19 protein-coding genes are annotated in these 17,124 nt (G+C 72.7%); 7 read left to right on the top strand and 12 right to left on the bottom strand.

Features of this window, described 5'->3' with window-relative positions; genetic code table 11:
- Positions 1-41 precede the first annotated feature (41 nt).
- The 4 genes from R2S09_RS33575 to R2S09_RS33590 form a co-directional block, all read right to left on the bottom strand.
- Positions 42-800: an SDR family oxidoreductase gene (locus R2S09_RS33575; protein ID WP_316745121.1), complete on the bottom strand. Its 759-nt coding sequence runs from the start codon at positions 798-800 to the stop codon at positions 42-44.
- 12 nt (positions 801-812) lie between these two features.
- The gene (gene fabG / locus R2S09_RS33580; protein ID WP_316745122.1) at positions 813-1,574 is read right to left on the bottom strand and encodes a 3-oxoacyl-ACP reductase FabG; all 762 of its coding nucleotides are present in this window, start codon (positions 1,572-1,574) and stop codon (positions 813-815) included.
- 126 nt (positions 1,575-1,700) lie between these two features.
- Positions 1,701-2,150: a DUF3037 domain-containing protein gene (locus tag R2S09_RS33585; protein WP_372337654.1), complete on the bottom strand. Its 450-nt coding sequence runs from the start codon at positions 2,148-2,150 to the stop codon at positions 1,701-1,703.
- On the bottom strand, positions 2,147-2,911 hold the full coding sequence (locus R2S09_RS33590) for a HipA family kinase (RefSeq protein ID WP_316745124.1): 765 nt from the start codon (positions 2,909-2,911) through the stop codon (positions 2,147-2,149). The genes R2S09_RS33585 and R2S09_RS33590 overlap by 4 nt, the downstream gene beginning before the upstream one ends.
- A 156-nt stretch (positions 2,912-3,067) precedes the next feature.
- On the opposite strand from R2S09_RS33590, the gene R2S09_RS33595 reads away from it, so the two are divergent.
- Both R2S09_RS33595 and R2S09_RS33600 read left to right on the top strand, forming a co-directional pair.
- A complete protein-coding gene (locus R2S09_RS33595) occupies positions 3,068-3,538 on the top strand; it encodes a Rieske (2Fe-2S) protein (RefSeq protein ID WP_316745125.1) in 471 nt (156 codons plus the stop codon).
- 110 nt (positions 3,539-3,648) lie between these two features.
- Positions 3,649-4,116 (top strand): pyridoxamine 5'-phosphate oxidase family protein, encoded by a 468-nt coding sequence (locus R2S09_RS33600; RefSeq protein ID WP_306185666.1) that lies wholly within the window; start codon positions 3,649-3,651, stop codon positions 4,114-4,116.
- A gap of 21 nt (positions 4,117-4,137) precedes the next feature.
- On the opposite strand, the gene R2S09_RS33605 is transcribed toward R2S09_RS33600, so the two are convergent.
- On the bottom strand, positions 4,138-5,040 hold the full coding sequence (locus tag R2S09_RS33605) for a LysR family transcriptional regulator (RefSeq protein ID WP_306185668.1): 903 nt from the start codon (positions 5,038-5,040) through the stop codon (positions 4,138-4,140).
- Positions 5,041-5,114: 74 nt separating this feature from the next.
- Here R2S09_RS33605 and R2S09_RS33610 point away from each other — a divergent pair, with 74 nt between their 5' ends.
- Positions 5,115-6,131 (top strand): DMT family transporter, encoded by a 1,017-nt coding sequence (locus R2S09_RS33610; protein ID WP_316745127.1) that lies wholly within the window; start codon positions 5,115-5,117, stop codon positions 6,129-6,131.
- Between the two features lie 22 nt (positions 6,132-6,153).
- Here the strand turns inward: R2S09_RS33610 and R2S09_RS33615 are convergent, their stop codons facing one another.
- A complete protein-coding gene (locus R2S09_RS33615) occupies positions 6,154-7,485 on the bottom strand; it encodes an aminotransferase class I/II-fold pyridoxal phosphate-dependent enzyme (protein ID WP_316745129.1) in 1,332 nt (443 codons plus the stop codon).
- Positions 7,486-7,520: 35 nt separating this feature from the next.
- On the opposite strand from R2S09_RS33615, the gene R2S09_RS33620 reads away from it, so the two are divergent.
- Positions 7,521-8,225, top strand: a complete 705-nt coding sequence (locus tag R2S09_RS33620; protein ID WP_316745161.1) for a pyridoxamine 5'-phosphate oxidase family protein — start codon at positions 7,521-7,523, stop codon at positions 8,223-8,225.
- Positions 8,226-8,256: 31 nt separating this feature from the next.
- Here R2S09_RS33620 and R2S09_RS33625 read toward each other — a convergent pair whose 3' ends face one another.
- From R2S09_RS33625 to R2S09_RS33640, 4 genes are all read right to left on the bottom strand, one after another.
- The gene (locus R2S09_RS33625; RefSeq protein ID WP_306185673.1) at positions 8,257-9,210 is read right to left on the bottom strand and encodes a DMT family transporter; all 954 of its coding nucleotides are present in this window, start codon (positions 9,208-9,210) and stop codon (positions 8,257-8,259) included.
- 183 nt (positions 9,211-9,393) lie between these two features.
- Complete coding sequence (locus R2S09_RS33630; protein ID WP_316745131.1) at positions 9,394-10,425, bottom strand: EamA family transporter; 1,032 nt, start codon at positions 10,423-10,425, stop codon at positions 9,394-9,396.
- A gap of 62 nt (positions 10,426-10,487) precedes the next feature.
- Positions 10,488-11,060 (bottom strand): Clp protease N-terminal domain-containing protein, encoded by a 573-nt coding sequence (locus R2S09_RS33635; protein WP_316745134.1) that lies wholly within the window; start codon positions 11,058-11,060, stop codon positions 10,488-10,490.
- A 138-nt stretch (positions 11,061-11,198) separates the two neighbouring features.
- Positions 11,199-11,834 (bottom strand): PadR family transcriptional regulator, encoded by a 636-nt coding sequence (locus R2S09_RS33640; protein WP_316745136.1) that lies wholly within the window; start codon positions 11,832-11,834, stop codon positions 11,199-11,201.
- 165 nt (positions 11,835-11,999) lie between these two features.
- On the opposite strand from R2S09_RS33640, the gene R2S09_RS33645 reads away from it, so the two are divergent.
- Positions 12,000-12,809 (top strand): PhzF family phenazine biosynthesis protein, encoded by an 810-nt coding sequence (locus R2S09_RS33645; RefSeq protein WP_316745138.1) that lies wholly within the window; start codon positions 12,000-12,002, stop codon positions 12,807-12,809.
- Positions 12,810-12,925: 116 nt separating this feature from the next.
- Here R2S09_RS33645 and R2S09_RS33650 read toward each other — a convergent pair whose 3' ends face one another.
- Together R2S09_RS33650 and R2S09_RS33655 are read right to left on the bottom strand one after the other, a co-directional pair.
- Positions 12,926-13,714 (bottom strand): type II CAAX endopeptidase family protein, encoded by a 789-nt coding sequence (locus R2S09_RS33650; RefSeq protein ID WP_316745163.1) that lies wholly within the window; start codon positions 13,712-13,714, stop codon positions 12,926-12,928.
- 91 nt (positions 13,715-13,805) lie between these two features.
- On the bottom strand, positions 13,806-15,323 hold the full coding sequence (locus R2S09_RS33655; RefSeq protein WP_316745140.1) for a glutamate-cysteine ligase family protein: 1,518 nt from the start codon (positions 15,321-15,323) through the stop codon (positions 13,806-13,808).
- A 574-nt stretch (positions 15,324-15,897) separates the two neighbouring features.
- Between R2S09_RS33655 and R2S09_RS33660 the strand changes: the two genes are divergently transcribed.
- Together R2S09_RS33660 and R2S09_RS33665 are read left to right on the top strand one after the other, a co-directional pair.
- Positions 15,898-16,488 carry a hypothetical protein gene (locus R2S09_RS33660; protein WP_306185682.1) on the top strand — a complete coding sequence of 197 codons (591 nt, stop codon included), beginning with the start codon at positions 15,898-15,900 and terminating at the stop codon, positions 16,486-16,488.
- A 367-nt stretch (positions 16,489-16,855) separates the two neighbouring features.
- Positions 16,856-17,062: a DUF5999 family protein gene (locus tag R2S09_RS33665; protein WP_030177618.1), complete on the top strand. Its 207-nt coding sequence runs from the start codon at positions 16,856-16,858 to the stop codon at positions 17,060-17,062.
- The last annotated feature ends 62 nt before the right edge of the window (positions 17,063-17,124 follow it).

A 17,124-nucleotide genomic window follows, 5' to 3' on the forward strand; every position in this document is an offset into this window, starting at 1 on the left:
GGCCGAAACGGAAACGGCCCCGGGCCAGATCTTCGGGCCGGTCAGCCCACCCCGGCGTTGAGGAACATGCCGCCGTCGACGACGAGGGTCTGGCCGGTGATCCAGTCGGACTGCTCGGAGGTGAGGAACGCGGCCGCCCCTCCGATGTCGGAGGGCACGCCGAGCCGCCCGAGCGGGTAGGACGAGGCCGCCTCCTCCTCGCGTCCCTCGTACAGCGCCTGCGCGAACTTGGTCTTCACCACCGCCGGGGCGATGGCGTTGACCCGCACCCCGGGCGCGAACTCGTGCGCCAGCTGCTGCGTCAGGTTGATCATCGCCGCCTTGCTGATGCCGTAGGCGCCGATGAACGGCGAGGGCGCGAGGCCGGCGATCGAGGCGATGTTGACGATCGCGCCGCCGTTGTCCTTCTGCCAGGCGTGCCAGGTGCGCTGGGCGAAGCCGAGCGCGGAGACGACGTTGGTCTCGAAGACCTTGCGGGCCACGTTCAGGTCGAGGTCGGCGATCGGGCCGAACACCGGGTTGGTCCCGGCGTTGTTGACCAGGAAGTCCACGCGGCCGAACGCCTCCATGACGCGTTCGACGGCCTCGGCCTGGTGGGCCTCGTCGTGGGCCTTGCCCGCGACGCCGATGGCCCGGTCGGCACCGAGCCTCTCGACGGCATCCTTCAGGGCGTCCTCGTTGCGGCCGGTGATGCACACCCGGTCGCCCCGGGCCACGAGCGCCTCGGCGATGCCGTAGCCGATGCCGCGGCTGGCGCCGGTGACGAGGGCGACCTTGCCGGTCGGTTCCACGGAAGTCATGTGTCGATTCCCTTAGTTGAGCGGTCCGCCGGCGACGTAGAGCACCTGGCCGGAGACGAAGCCGGCCGCGTCTCCCGTGAAGAAGGCGATCGCGTTGGCGATGTCCTCGGGCTCGCCGACGCGCTGCACCGGGATCTGGGTGGCGGCGGCGGCCTTGAAGTCCTCGAAGCCCATGCCGACGCGCTCGGCGGTGGCCTTGGTCATCTCGGTGGCGATGAAGCCGGGGGCGACGGAGTTGGCGGTGATGCCGAACTTGCCGAGCTCCTTGGCGAGAGTCTTGGTGAAGCCCTGCAGACCGGCCTTGGCGGCCGAGTAGTTGGCCTGGCCGCGGTTGCCGAGCGCGGAGGACGAGGAGAGGTTGACGATGCGGCCGAAGCCCGCGTCCACCATGTGCTTCTGCACGGCCCGGGTCATCAGGAACGAGCCGCGCAGGTGCACGTTCATGACGGTGTCCCAGTCCAAGGCACTCATCTTGAACAGCAGGTTGTCGCGGAGCACACCCGCGTTGTTGACGAGGATCGTCGGCGCGCCGAGCTCCTCGGCGACACGGGCGATCGCCGCCTCGACCTGCGCCTCGTCCGAGACGTCGGCGCCGACCGCGATGGCCCTGCCGCCCGCCGCGGTGATCTTCTCCACGGTGTCCTTGCAGGCGGCCTCGTCGAGGTCGATCACGGCGACCGCGCGGCCTTCGGCGGCCAGTCGTACGGCGGTGGCGGCGCCGATACCGCGCGCGGCACCGGTGACGACGGCTACCCGCTGCTCAGTGCTGGACATTGTTGCTTCTCCTCGCCCTTGAGAGAACCTGGTGTGCGGTGAGCGACCGCTTAGTACCTTCGGTGGAACGTGACGCTAGAAGCCCTGGCACGCGGTGTCAACGACACAGGGTGCCGGTGTGATCCATTACCTCACCAGAAGGTCCAGCAACCGCTCCGCCTCGGCGGCCGCGTCATTGGTCAGCCCGGTGTGCACGGGGCCGGGCTGCACGACCGTCGAGCGGGGTGCGATCAGCCAGCGGAACCGCCGTCCTGCGTCGTCGCGGGCGGCCTGCCCGGCCGCGTCCCCGCCGGCGCACACGCCCTCCACGGCGCGCAGCAGGGCCCGTACCCCGGCCACGTCCGCGTCCGGGTCGAGGGCGAGCAGGCGGGCCTCGTCGAGGTGGGTGCGGGCACCGACGTAGGACCGGGCGCGGCAGTAGACGATCACGCCCGCGTTGATGCACTCGCCGCGTTCGACGCGCGGTACGACGCGCAGCAGGGCGTACTCGAAGACGTCCCGGTCGCCGCCCTGGCCGGCCCGGGTGATGTGGCGCTCGCCCGCCTGGCGGCCGCCGAGGATGTGGTGGTCGCTCACTTGGCCCCCTCGGTGCCGGTGATGCGCTCGTGGATGACGGCGGCCCTGGCGAGCAGCGGGCGGGCGTAGGCCCGGCGGAGCTCGTCCGGGGTGTCGAAGCCGGGTTCGCCGGCCAGCCAGACGTCGGGGATCTCGGCGGTGACCTCGGCGAGCAGGTCCTCGGTGACCAGGGGCGCGAGCCGGGCCGCGGCGGCGGCGAGGTCCGGGGCGAAGGGCGCGAGGGCGTGGTCGGAGGCGTCGTACGGGCGGGCCGCGGAGGCCTCGGCGCCGGGCCAGTTGTGGTGCCAGATCATGGTCGCGCCGTGGTCGATGAGCCACAGCCCGCCGCGCCATCTGAGCAGGTTGGGGTTGCGCCAGGAGCGGTCCACGTTGCCCACCAGCGCGTCGAACCAGACGATCCGTCCGGCCTCCTCGGAGTCCACCGGGAAGGCGAGCGGGTCGAAGCCGAGCGCACCGGAGAGGAAGTCCATCCCGAGGTTGGTGCCGCCGCTGGACCTGAGCAACTCCTGCACCTGCTCGTCTGGTTCGCCGAGGCCGAGCACGGGATCCAGGCCGATCGTCACCAGGCGGGGCACCCTCAGCCCCAGCCGGCGGGCGAGTTCGCCGCAGACCACCTCGGCGACGAGCGTCTTGCGCCCCTGCCCGGCGCCGGTGAACTTCAGGACGTACGTCCCGGAGTCGTCGGCCTCGACGAGTCCCGGCAGCGAGCCGCCCTCGCGCAGCGGAGTGATGAACCGGGTCGCGTTGACTTCCTTGAGCATCGCCCCAGGCTACTGGGGTCTTCGCACAAGTCTCGCCGTCGTCTGAACACCCGGCGCCCGGCGGCCGTACCCCTGTACGGATCACACATCGGATCAGGAAGTCCGGGCGGATCACGAGGTCCGCCCATGAAGTCCGTGCGAAGGGAAGACGTCGGCATGACCAGCGAATCGCTTCAGGCCCAGGGGGCACCGGCCCGCCGTACCGTCGTTGCGGCGGTGGGCGCGGCGGGACTCGCCGCGGCGCTGAGCGCGTGCGGATCGGACGACTCGTCCTCGTCGGGTTCGGCCACCACCCAGAACGGTAGTGGCGCGGGCGGCGGGGCCGAGGCCGGCTCCTCCGGTGCCGTGCTCGCGAAGACCGGCGACATCCCCGAGGGCGGCGGCAAGATCCTGGCCAAGGAGGGAGTGGTGGTCACGCAGCCGGTGAAGGGGCAGTTCAAGGCGTTCTCGTCGAAGTGCACCCACCAGGGGTGCGCGGTGACCGGGATCGCCGGCGGCGTGATCAGCTGCCCCTGCCACGGCAGCCAGTTCTCCGCGGCCGACGGCAGCGTGAAGAAGGGCCCCGCGACGCAGCCGCTGCCCGCCAAGAACATCACGGTCTCGGGGGACGAGATCAAGCTGGCCTGACGCGTCCGCAGCGCCAGCTCACGCCGAGGCAACAGTTGCTCACGCCGAGGCAACAGCTGCTCACGTCGGAGGAACGCCTGCTCACGCCGAAGAGGAGAAGCAACGGCCGCATGACCGTCACACAGCGCCGGGGCCGGAAGATCATGATGACTCCGGGCGAGCTGGACGCGTTCCTGACCGCCCAGCGCACCTGCCGGGTGGCCACCGTGTCGCCCGGCGGCGCGCCGCACGTGAGCGCCCTGTGGTTCGCCTGGGACGGCACCTCGCTGTGGCTGTACTCGGTGGTCCGCAGCAGACGCTGGGCGGATCTGCGCCGCGATCCCCGGGTGGCGGTCGTGGTCGACACGGGCGAGGAGTACGACCAGCTGCGCGGCGTCGAACTGTCCGGCACCGCCGAGTTCGTCGGGGAGGCGCCGCGCATCGGAGAGCTGCGCGCGGAACTCGACGTCCCCGAGACGCTGTTCGCCCGCAAGTACTTCGGGCTGGACGAGATGCCGCACGACGGGCGGCACGCGTGGGTCCGGCTGACCCCGGAGAAGACCGTCTCCTGGGACTTCCGCAAACTGGGCCCGGGCTGAACCGGCCGGGTGACCGGGACCTCAGTCGACCTGCTCCCCCGCCGCCCGCAGGGCGTCCAGCGCCGCGCGGATCGAGGGGCGGCGGTCGGCGTCGGCGCGCCAGACGGCGTAGACGTGCCGCCGCACCGCCTGCCGCACGGGAACGGTCCGCACCCCGGCGGGCAGCGGCCCGCGCCCGAGCCGCGGTGCGACGCACACGCCGAGTCCGGCGCCGACCAGGGCGAGCTGGGTGGCGTGCTCCTCGGCGCGGTGCGCGATGCGCGGTTCGACCCCCTTGGAGCGCAGGGTGTCCAGCAGCCACTCGTGGCAGAACTCCGCGTCCCGCCAGGTGATCCAGTCGTCGTCGGCGAAGTCCTCCAGGTCGACCTCGGCACGATCCGCGTACGGGTGCGCGGCGGGCAGGGCCACGTCGGCGGCGTCGTCGAGGATCGGTGCCCGGGTGAGACCGTCGGGCACGGGCAGCGGCTTGTTGTACCAGTCGAGGACGACCGCCAGGTCCACGTCACCGCGGAGCACGGCGCGCACGGCGAGCGCCGGTTCGACCTCGTCGGTGGTGACGCTGAGGCCCGGGTGCCGTGCGCGCAGATGGCACAGTGCCGTGGGGAAGAGTCCGCGCGCGGCCGTGGGGAACGCGCCCAGCCGCAGCTCGCCGACCACCTGCCCGCGCTGCGCCTCCAGGTCGGACTGGGCCACCGCGACCTGTGACAGGATGCGCGCCGCGTGCTCGGCGAGCAGCCGGCCGGCGTCGGTGAGCCGCACCCCCCGGCCGTTCCTGGCCAGGAGCTGCTGGCCGACCTCCCGCTCCAGCTTGGCCATCTGCTGCGAGACGGCCGAGGTCGTCACGTGCAGTCCGTCCGCCGCGCCGCTGACCGAGCCGTGCCGGGCCAGGGCGTCGAGGGTGCGCAGGCGCTCCAGATTCAACATGTAAGCGATGCTACGAGGTACCGCGCGAAAATTCTCGATTGTGCTACGAGGTCGGGAGCGGGCATCGTACGACCATGAGCACCGCGACCGTCTCGTCACCGCACCCTTCCGTCCCGGCCGCACGGGAGCGCCGGCCCCTGCACTGGCGGGTCCGCTTCGCCTTCCTTTCGCTGATCTGGGGGTTCAGCTTCCTGTTCATGAAGGTGGGCACGGAGGGCTTCGCGCCCTTCCAGGTGACCCTGGGACGCCTGGTGTTCGGCACGGCGGTGCTCGTGGTGGCGATGGCGGTGAAGCGGGAGCGGCTGCCGCGCGGCGCCCGCACCTGGGCACACCTGGCGGTCGCCGCGTTCTTCCTCAACGCCCTGCCGTTCTCGCTGTTCGCGTACTCGGAGCTGACGATCCCCTCCACGCTCGCGGGCATCTGCAACGCGACCTCACCGCTGTGGGGCATGGCCCTGTCCCTCGTCGCCCTCTCGGAGGACCGGCCGACCCGGGTGCGGGTGGCGGGTCTCGGCCTGGGCTTCCTCGGGGTGCTCACGGTGCTGGGCGCCTGGCAGGGTTTCCACGGCCTGGACGCGCGCGGCACGGCGATGGCGCTGCTGGCCTCGCTGAGCTACCCGGTCGGCTGGATCTACGTGAGGCGCACGCTGGCCGGTTCCAGTGAGTCGCATCTGTCGCTGACGGGGGGCCAGCTGCTCCTCGCGACGGTGCAGCTGGCCGTGGTCACCCCGCTGTTCACCGACCTGCCGAGCCATCTGCCCGTGGTGCCGCTGCTCGCGATCGCCGCGCTGGGCGCGCTGGGCACGGGCGTGGCGATGCTCGTCCAGTACGGCCTGGTCGCCGAGGTCGGCCCGACGACCGCGCAGATGGTCACCTACTTCGTTCCGATCATCGCCACCGCCGCGGGCGTCGCGGTCCTCGGCGAGCACCTGGCATGGTCGACCCCGGTCGGCGCGGTGATCGTCCTCGCGGGCGCGGCCCTGACCCAGGCCCGGCCCCGGAGCGGCGACCGGCCCGCCGGGACCCCCGCGGCACGGCTCGAGCAGCCGGAAGCGAAGTCCTCCCGGCCCGAGCCCGCGGGGAAGGCATGACCACCAGCGGGGCGCCGCCCCGTCAGACGTAGCTCCGCGCGGGCACCGGTCCGAGGGCCGCCGCCACGGCGTCCGCCAGGGGCGCCACCTCGTCGTCCCGCAACGTCGAGACGGTGATCCGGATGCCCGGCGGCGCGCCCCTCCGGAAGCGGGCGCCCGGGGCGACCGCCCAGCCGGCGTGGAGCAGCCGGGCGACGGCGCCGGTCTCGTCCGGCACGGGCACCCACACGTTCATCCCGCTGCGCCCGTGCGCGCCGATCCCTCGCTGGGCCAGCGCGCCGATCAGCGCCTCGCGCCGCCTTCCGTACTCCGCCGCCACCGCGCGCGTGTCCGGCACCCCGTCCCGCCACAGCCGTACGACGGCGCGTTGCAGCAGCAGGCTCACCCAGCCGGGCCCGAGCCGCTGCCGCCCGCGGACCCGGTCGACGGTGATCTCGTCCCCGGTGAGCACGGCCAGCCGCAGATCGGGGCCGTACGCCTTGGCGACCGACCGCACGAAGGCCCAGTGCCGGGTCGTGCCGGCCAGGGGATGCAGGGGCAGGTCCACGATGCCGTGGCCGTGGTCGTCCTCGATCAGCAGGGTGTCCGGGTGCTCGCTCAGCACGGCCCGCAGGGCACGCGCGCGCGTGCCGCTCACCGCCGCACCGGTCGGGTTCTGCGCCCGGTCCGTCACGATCAGGGCGCGGGCGCCGCCGGAGAGCGCGCGGCGTACGTCGTCGACAAGGGGGCCCTCGTCGTCGACTCCGACGGGCTGTGTGCGCAGGCCGAGGGCGGGCACCAGGTCGAGGACGCTGCCCCACCCCGGGTCCTCGACGGCGACCGTGTCGCCGGGCTTGAGCTGGGCGGCGAGCACTCGTTCGGTGCCGTCGAGCGCCCCGGACAGGACGGCGACAGGCCCGTCCGGCACCCCGTCGGCGTCCAGCGCGGCACGCGCGTCGCGGGCCAGCTCCGGGTCCACGGCCACCTGCCCGTACAGCACCGGCTCGCGGTCGCCCTCGGCCGCGGCCGCCGCCAGCGCCGGTGCCAGCGGCGGCAGCAGCGCAGGATCCGGGTTGCCGCTGGAGATGTCCCGTACGCCCTCGGGCACGTCCACGCGGATGTTCTCCCGCCCGGTGGTGGCGGGCGCGGGCCGTACCCGGCTGCCGCGGCGCCCGGCGGTCTCGATGACCCCGCGCTCACGCAGGACCCGGTACGCGGCCGCCACCGTGTTCGCGTTGACCCCCAGCCGGATCGCCAACTCCCGCATGGGTGGCAGGAGTTGACCGGGTTCAAGGGCACCGGACCCCACCGCACGCTCGATGCTCGCCGCGATCTCCGCTGCGCGCCGCCCTTCGATCGGATATCCTCCTAGCACAAAGAAGATTATGCACTAGTGCAATGGAGATCGCAATGCAGGGGACCGAGCAGCCCGCCGCGCCGACCGCCGATGCCTACGCCCCCACCGGGCGCACCGTCCCCACCCGCTCGGCGGACCGGGCGTCGTACGACAAGGAGCTGGTGCACGCGATACTCGACGAGGGCTACGTCTGCCACCTCGGCTTCGTCCGCGACGGCGCACCCGTGGTACTGCCGACGCTGTACGGCCGGGTCGGTGAGCGGCTCTACGTGCACGGCTCGACGGGCTCCCGCCCGCTGCGCATGGCCGGGCAGGCCGCCCCGGAGGGCCGGGCCGAGCGGGGGCTGCCGGTCTGTCTCACGGTCACGCACGTCGACGGCCTGGTGCTGGCCCGCTCGGCCTTCCACCACTCGATCAACTACCGCTCCGTCGTGGTGCACGGCATCGCCCATCAGGTCACCGACCCCGAGGAGAAGCGTTCGGCGCTGGACGCGCTGGTCGACCACGTGGTCCCGGGCCGCGCGGCCGACTCCCGCCCCGCCAACACCAAGGAACTGGCCGCGACCGCCGTGCTCCGTCTCGACCTGGAGGAGGTCTCCGCCAAGCTGCGCACCGGCGGGGTGAACGACGAGCCCGAGGACCTCTCGCTCCCGCACTGGGCCGGTGTGGTCCCGGTCCGCAGGGAGTACGGCGCTCCGCTCGCCGACGCGGACCTGGCCCCCGGCACCGGGCTTCCGGGTTACCTCGCGGAACTGTGAGGCGGGACCGCTGAACCGGCGGCCCCCCTCGTCATAGGAGGACCGGCTCCCGCACGGACGCCGACGGTGCCCCGCGTGCCTCCGCGACGGCGAGGCCGACGACCGATCCGAGCATCAGCGCGGTGCCGACGAGGGTGGCCGCCGTCAGCCGCTCGCCGAGCAGGGTCACCGCCAGCACCGCCGCGCCGACCGGCTCCAGCAGCATGATCACGGAGACGGTGGCGGACCGGACGACGGCCGCGCCCGCGAAGTACAGGGCATAGGCGAGGGCCGTGGGAACGGTCCCGATGTAGGCCAGCAGCCACAGCAGCCGGAGGGGTTCGGCGGTGTGCGGGACGAGCCCCTCCACCAGGGCGAACGGCAGCAGGCACAGCCCTGCCACCGCGAACGCCCCCACGGTCGTGGCGGACCGGTCGGCCTCGCCCGCACGCCCCCACCGACGGGTGAGCAGCGTCATGACGCTGTAGCCGGCCGCCGAGAGGAGGGCGAGCAGCACGCCCCACGGGCGCACGGTGGCACCGCCACTGCCGAGGACCAGCACGCCCAGCCCGGCCAGTGCCCCGGCGACGGCGACAAGTCCGGCCCGGCCGAGCCGTTCGCCCAGCGTGAGGCGGGCACCGAGGGCGATGAGCACGGGGCCGGCGCCGAGTGTGACGACGGTGGCCACCGCGAGTCCGGTGGCCGCCACGGCGTCGAAGTAGGCGGTCTGGAACACGGCCAGGCCGGCACCGGTGGCACCGGCCCGCAGCAGCCTGCGGCCGAGCGGCGCGGGTACCGCCGACCGGACGCGCGGGCGCAGCAGCCGCACGGCGAACAGCAGCAGCGCACCGGCCACGCAGCGCCAGAAGGACAGGGCGGCCGGCCCCATGTCACTGGCCCGGTAGACCAGGGAGGCGGCCGCGCCCGCAGTGCCCCAGGCGGCACCGGCGACGATCAGACAGAGGAGGCCACGCCCGATGGGCAGGCCTGAAGAAGCATGCGACACGAGTTTCTCTCCGCCAAGACGCAGAAGTTCGGGTGAGGACCCCGGTTCGGCGGGGTCGTCGGACTTCTTCTGCGGGCAGCACCGTTCGGCCCGGCGACGCGCACCGGGCTCGGATCACCGGGGGGCCCGCCTCAGGCGGCCGGGGGCGGAAGAACGAGTGCGCTCGTGTGCATGATCTGGACCCTAAGCGGCCGTACCGCGTGCGGACAACTCTCTTTCCGCCCCGCCGGCCGCCACCGACCGCGCGGGCTCCGCCGGTTCCTCCGGTGCCTTCGCCGGCGTGGAGGACTGCGCGATGAACGCGCCCAGCAGGACGACGGCGCCGCCGAGGACCTGCGGCGCGGAGAGGTGCTCGCCGAGCAGCACCCAGGCCAGCACGGTGGCGATGACCGCCTCCAGGCAGGCCACCACGCCCGCCACCTGCGGGGAGAGCCTGCGCACCGAGAGCACGCCCGTGATGTACGCGAGGACGGTGGCGACCAGCACGATCCAGACGAGCAGGGCGGCGGCCGGGACCGGTGTGCCGTTCATGCGCGCGGTGTGCGCGAGGACCGGCCAGTCCATGCTCCAGGGGCGGGCCACGGCGGTCAGCACGGCGGCGCCGACCAGGAGTCCGTACGCGATGACGCCGAGCGGGGCGGGAGCCGTGCCGTCGCCCTCGCCGTCCGCGCCGCCGTGGTCGGCAAGGACGAAGTAGCCGACCTGGCAGCAGGCGGCGCCGAGGGCGAGCAGCAGTCCGAGGGCGTCGAAGCTCAGGCCGGACCAGACCTCGACGACGCAGGCGAGCCCGCCGGCCGCGAGGACCACGCCGAGCGCGGCGGCCCGGGTGACCGGCCGCCGCTGCACGAAGCGGACCCAGCCGAGCACGAGGGCCGGCGCCAGGTACTCGATGAGCAGGGCGACCCCGACGGGTATGCGGGAGAGCGCGGCGAAGTAGCAGGCCTGGACGCCCGCCACGGCGAGCAGCCCGAAGCCGGCCAGCAGTGCGGGGCGCCGGCGCAGCAGGGCGCGGTGGCGGACGGCGAGCGGCAGCATGACGAGGGCCGCGCCGGTGACCCTCAGCCACACCACGTGCAGCGGGTAGAGACCCGCCTCGATCAGCGGCTTGGCCGCGACACCGGAGCCCCCGAACGCGAGCGCGGACACGAGCGCGAGGCCGAGGCCGACACCCTTGCCGGACGGGCCCTTACTGATCCCAGACGTAACCACCGGCACATGATGACAGGCAACGACAGGAGCGTCACCCCCAATGACACCTGTCTCAACGGCTGAACGTGTCAGCCCGGACCCGAAGGGCTCCCCAGCGCTTCGTCCAGCCCATGGGTTCCCTCCAGCCGGGCGGTCAGCTCCCGGGCGTCGATGCCCGCGCGGGTGAGGACCTCGACGGCGCGTGTCTGGGGGTCCGCCGCGAGGGCGGCGAGCAGGTCGAGGCCGCGGGCCAGGTCGTCGCCGCGCCGTGCGGCGCGCTCGCGGGCGCGCTTCAGGGCGGCCGCCGCCAGGGGCGAGCAGCCGTCGGCCTCGGCCGCCGTCGCCCCGGTCGGCACGGGCAGCGCGCCGGACTCCTCGACGCCGCTCTGCCAGCGCAGGCCGTAACCGATGCTGCGCTGCACGAGGTAGCCGAGCAGCCGGGCGATCTGCGGACCGCCGCCGAAGACGGCGCGCACCTCGGGGCCGGACTCCAGGAGCGCGTGCAGCAGATGGGCGGTGTCGATGTGCCGGTCCGCGTCCCGGACGGCCCTTCTGCGGGCAGCGGCGACCACCGCCGCCAGTTCGGCGCTGAGCCGGGCATCGTCGTCCGGACGGCGGCCGCCCTGCTCGTGGGCCGGCGGCCTGGGGATACGGGGTCGCACATCTGCCAGCCCATCAGCCTCCCGCCCCGCGGTCATCCCCGGCGGGAAGCATTTCCGCGTCCCACGGAAAGCGGACCCGGGTGGCCGAAATCTCCTCCTTGCGGAGGAGATCAGGCCTGTGCCCGTGCGGTGCGAGGGTCAGTCCTCGTCGGCCAGGATCAGATACAGCTTCTTGCGGGCCTCGTTGATGACGGCGAGCGCCTTCTCGCGCTGTTCCTTGCTGCCGGTCTTCCAGACCTGGCCGAAGGCCTCCATCAGACCGAAACCGGCCTGGCGGATCTCGCCGAGGGCCTCCCAGTCGATGCCGCGCGAGGCCTCCTCCCAGGGTGCGTCCGGCCCCTCGTCGGCGGCGCTGCGGCCCGGCTCGGTGAGCGAGAACAGCTTCTTGCCGCCCTCGGACTCACTGGTGATCAGCCCCTCGTCCTCCAGCAGCTGGAGGGTGGGGTAGACCGAGCCGGGGCTGGGCTTCCACGCGCCGCCGCTGCGCTCGGCGATCTCCTGGATCATCTCGTAGCCGTGCATCGGACGGTCCTTCAGCAGGGCCAGGATCGATGCCCGTACGTCCCCGCGCCGGGCCCTCCCGCGCGGTCCGCCGCGTCCTCGTCCGCCCCAGGGGCCCGGGCCGAAGCCCGGTCCGAAGCCGGGGCCGCCGTGGCCGAAACCGGGACCGCCCGGCCCGAAGGGCCCGAACGCCGCACGCCGTCCCTCGAAGCCGCCCCGGCCGCGCCACGGGCCGTCCTGCCGGTGTCCACGCTCGAATCCGTGGGTGTGCATCGCAACCACTCCATTCCATCGTCGATCTGTCGCGATGCCTCAACGATATATCGGAAACATCCCTCCGACAACCCTCTTCCGAGCTGCCGCTTGCCCCCCACTCCATGGCCGCAGTCCGCGAATTGGCCTTGGCCCGCGCCGTCCCGCACGCCCTACCGTCGGGACATGCGGATTCGAATCGTCGACGCCTTCACCGACCGTCCCTTCTCCGGCAACCCGGCAGGGGTCCTCCTCCTCGACGCCTTCCCCGAGGACGACTGGCTCCAGAAGGTGGCCCTGGAGGTCAACCACGCCGAGACGGCCTTCGCGCACCGGCTGCCCGAGGGCGGCGAGGCCGACTGGGCGCTGCGCTGGTTCACCCCCGCCACCGAGGTCGCGATGTGCGGGCACGCCACGCTCGCCACCGCCCACGTCCTGCAGACCACCGGCGCGCACACCGGACCGGTGCGCTTCGCCACGCGCAGCGGCGTGCTCATCGCGACGCCCGCCGAGGACGGCGCGATCACGCTGGACTTCCCCACCGCCCCGCTCACACCGGTCGAGGTGCCGGACGGGGTCGCCGAGGCCCTCGGCGCCGAGCCCCGCACCGCCTTCGACACCGGCCCGAACGTCGGCGACCTGCTGCTGGAGCTCGCCGACGAGAAGACCGTCCGGAGCCTCGACCCCGACCACAAGGCGCTGGCCGCCTACTCGTCGCGCGGCATCATCGCCACCGCCCGCGCCGAGGACCCCGCCCGCGGCCACGACTTCGTCTCCCGCTGCTTCTTCCCGAACGTCGGCATCGACGAGGACCCGGTCACCGGCAGCGCCCACACCGCCCTGGCCCCCTACTGGTCGGAGCGTCTCGGCCGGACGGACCTCACCGGCCTCCAGGCCTCCCCGCGCTCCGGCCGGGTCCGCACGGGGCTGCGCGGCGCCCGCACGCTGCTCACCGGCCACGCGGTCACGGTCATCGAGGGCGAGCTGCGCGCCTGAGCGCCCGCATCCGGCACACCGGGGCGCTCACACCAAGGGGCGTACGACAGCGTCGTACGCCCCTCACTCGAACCACGAGCGTCGTCGGCCGCTCACACCGGCCACGGCCGCCCACCTCACGCCGTCGGCAGCCAGCCCACCTTCCCGGCCAGCAGGGCGTAGCCCACGAAGGCGCCGATGTCGAGCAGGGAGTGCGCCACGACCAGCGGGCCGACGCGCCCCCACCGGCGGTAGAGCCAGACGAACACCACGCCCATCACCATGTTGCCGACGAAGCCGCCGATGCCCTGGTAGAGGTGGTACGAGCCGCGCAGCACGGAACTGGCGACCAGCGCGGTCCCCGGCGTCCAGCCGAGACCGCCGAGCCGGCGCAGCAGATAGCCGACCACGATGACCTCTTCCAGGACCGCGTTCTGCACCGCGGACAGCACCAGCACCGGGTACTTCCACCAGACCGACGGCAGCGCCTCGGGCACCACCGTGAGGTTGAAGCCGAGGCCCCGGGCGGCCAGGTAGAACGCGATTCCGGTGCTGCCGATCACCGCGGCGATCGCGGCGCCCCGGCCGAGATCCGGCCAGGGGCGGGTGCGGTCGAAGCCGAGCGTGCGCAGGCTCCCGCCCTCGCGGAGCAGCAGGTGGGCGACCAGGGCGACGGGCACGAGCGCGGTGGCGATCCCGAAGAGCTGCCAGGCGAGATCGAGCCAGGGGCGGCCGGGTGCGGCGGAGGCGTTGAGGGTGGCCGCCTGGTCCTTGAGGCCGCCCGCTTTGGTGACCGATCCGACGAAGCTGATCAGGGCGGAGATCCCGCTCGCCCCGAGGGAGAGGGCGAGGACGAGCAGGGTCTCGTCACGGAGCATCCGCCGCGACAGCCGCTGTCGTGGAGCAGCCTCGTCCGTCGGCCCCATCTCCTCCTGCACGCTGCGCCTCCCGTACACCGTTGTGAGAGGTCACAGCTTGCCCCATCCGCCCCGTCGGGGCGCGGGCGCCCCCGCTCACTCAGCCCAGCGGGACCGGTGCCGGCAGGCCGACCGGCCAGGTGTGGACCGGCTCGCCCAGCCACATCAGCTCGCAGTAGCGCCGGGTCGTTGCGGCCAAGGCCTCGTCCCTGGTGAGACCGCTCTCCACACCCCGGTGGAAGGTGGCGGCCTGCCACTGGGCGCCGTTGGTCCGGTGCCGGCACCGCTCCTCGATCACGCCGAGGTAGCGGTCCCGGTCCACGGCCTCCACGCCCCATGCGTCCAGACCGGCCTCGGCGAGCGGCAGCAGTTCGTCGCGGACCAGCGCGACGGCGTCGACCTCGACCGTGCCGGAGTAGCGGCCGCGCCGGGGCCAGCTGAACCGGGCGTCGATCCCGTACCGGCAGGCCGTGTCGAAGTTGGCGGCCGCGGCCTCGAAGGGCAGCCGGGTCCACACGGGCCGTGACTCCTCGGCGAGCGCCCGGACGAGGCCGTAGTAGAAGACGGCGTTGGCGATCACGTCGGTGACGGTGGGCCCGGCGGGCAGCACCCGGTTCTCCACCCGCAGGTGCGGCACGCCGTCGGCGATGTCGTAGACCGGCCGGTTCCAGCGGTAGACGGTGCCGTTGTGCAGCACGAGTTCGGCCAGCCTGGGGACGGCGCCGGCGTCGAGCACCTCGAGGGGGTCCTCGTCGTCGCAGATCGGCAGCAGCGCGGGGAAGTAGCGCAGGTTCTCCTCGAAGAGGTCGTACACGGAGGAGATCCACCGCTCGCCGAACCAGGTGCGCGGCCGCACGCCCTGCGCCTGGAGCTCGGGCGGGCGGGTGTCGGTGGACTGCTGGAACAGCGGGGGCCGCGACTCCCGCCACAGTTCGCGCCCGAAGAGAAAGGGCGAGTTGGCGCCCACGGCGATCTGCGCGGCACACGCCGCCTGCGCCGCGTTCCACACGTCGGCGAAGCGGCCCGGGGTGACCTGGAGGTGCAGCTGCACGGAGGTGCAGGCGGCCTCGGGGACGATGGATTTCGAGGTGCAGGTCAGCCGCTCCACGCCCTCGATGTCCAGGGCGAAGTCCTCACCGCGTGCCGCCACGATCTGGTCGTTGAGCAGCGTGTAGCGGTCGACGTCGGAGAGATTGGAGGAGACCAGGTCGTCCCGGTCGAGCGTCGGAAGAATACCGATCATCGCTATCGACGCGTCGACCTCTCCGGCCTTTCGGTCGGCATATGCCAGTGACGTCCTCAACTCCTCGGCCAGCCGGTCGAATACCCGGCCGCCCAACCGGTGCGGGGCGATGTTCACTTCCAGGTTGAACATCGCGAGTTCCGTCTGGAAGTCACGGCTGGCGATGCGCTCGAGTACTTGCGCATTCAGCATTTTCGGCATGCCGTCCGAGCCGACGAGATTCAATTCGATCTCCAGCCCCATGAGGTTCTTGGGGCGGTCGAACCGCTTCTCCTCCAGCAACCGCTCCAGCCCCTTCAGACACCGCCGGAGCTTGGCGCGGTAGCGGTTGCGATCCGACAGGTCGAACTCTCCTGCCACGACCTTCTCCCCCATCGCAGCGTCCCTCCTCGCTCGGGCGGACCGAGGATCCGGCCGCCGGGGTCCCGGTCAGGTGGGATGATGCCCCGCGAACGCGATCGATAACGTCCCGTCGCCGCCCCGCACCGACTACTCTGGTGACAAATGACCGTCGGGCACATTCACGGGGCATGGGGCAGCGAGCAAGAACGGGTACCCCGGGGACCTCGTGAAAAACGCCGACGACAACGAGCCGACCGCTGCGCCGACAGAACCCGAGGTCACCGTGGTGCGGCCCGTTCAGAAGCGGGATCAATCCTGCGAATCTCCGGCTGAATAGCATCTTGTTGTTCACGCCGGAAACAGCTAGACGAAACATCGTCTGAACATCCGTCGTATAAACTCTGCTGAACGGCAGAAGGTTGGCGCCCGCGGCCCTGGACCCGCGGTCCGGGTCATGTCCGGCATGCCGCGCTCCGCCACTCCTCGTACACCCCTCGTACGCGAGGCCCCGGCCCCGCCCCCTCCTGTCCCGAGAGCTGACAGCGTCGTCCGCCCCGCCCGCCCCGCCCTCGCGTCACCCTGCCTGTCGAATGAGAGGCGACCCACCATGCCGCTGCATGTCCCGCCGGCTCCCGCGCCCGCACTTCGCTCCGTCCTCACGGCACTCGGTTCCCCCACCGCTGTCCGTGAAGCACCCACACCCGCACTCCGCGCCGCCCAGGGCCCGGCCACCCCCGAACTCCCGCTGCCCGTGCACGTACTGGACCGGATCACCCCCGAGGGGATCTCCGCGACCCGGCTGGCCGGCTGGCGCTTCCTGATCCGCGTCGGCGACCAGGCGGTGGCCGCCGCGGAGACCAGGCTGACCCCCGACGGATGGGCCTTCTCCCACTTCTTCGAGGGCCCCTACATCGCCTCGACGGAACGCGCGCTGCGCCAGGCGGAGACCCTCGGCCAGCCGTACCAGCCACGCCTGCTGTCCATGCCCAGTCTGTACATGCTCACCCTGTGGCTGCACGGCGACCTCACCGACGACGGGGCCGGCGGCCACCCCGCCGCCGGCGACCTGCTCGTACCGCTGGCGCCGGCCCCGCCCGGGATACCGGCCCACGTGCCGCACCGGGTCGCCGAACTGCTCCCGGTCCTCACCCACCGGCTGACGCCCGCTCCCGTACCGCTCATGGGCTCGCCCGCCTGACCTCCCGAGCACCGAGCCCCGCGCACCGACTCCGACCACCTCGGACACCCCGCCGTACCCCGCTGCCGGATCTCCCGGGAGCGGGGTACGCCGTCGTTCAGGCCCGATGGCCCGACCGGACTAGCCCCATCCGGCCACGCCGAACCATCCGAAGAGGCCGTGCGTACGGGATGAACCGCTCAGGCGGGTGAGGCGTCTCCAACCTGTGAGAAGCGGTGCCGTGAAATGCCTGCGGAAACACGCTCGTGGGGCAACACTGGTTTCAGTCCGACTCATCCAACGGGGGGCGGCCATGGAGAGTGCCACCAGCCGCGAAACGCACACGCCGACCATTCCGGACCAGACGACAGAGCGAAAGATCCCACCCATGTGCCAGCACCAGCCACCGTGTCCGTCAGCCGACTCCGCCGACCGGGAATCCGCCCGCCTCGTGGCGCACCACCCGGAGCAGGGCTGGAGCCTGCTGTGCAACGGCGTTCTTCTCTTCGAGGACACCGGTGAGCTTCTGCCGGACGGTCAGATCATCGCGCCGCACCGCCCGCTGGGCGCCGACCGGGTGATGACCGCCGCCTGAGCACGACGGGCGGCTACGGCCCAGGCGCGCCCGGTGCGCCGAAGACGGGCCGGAGAGCCGCC

Origin of the sequence: Streptomyces sp. MK7 (assembly GCF_032658145.1) — a bacterium.
GTDB lineage: Bacteria > Actinomycetota > Actinomycetes > Streptomycetales > Streptomycetaceae > Streptomyces > Streptomyces spiralis.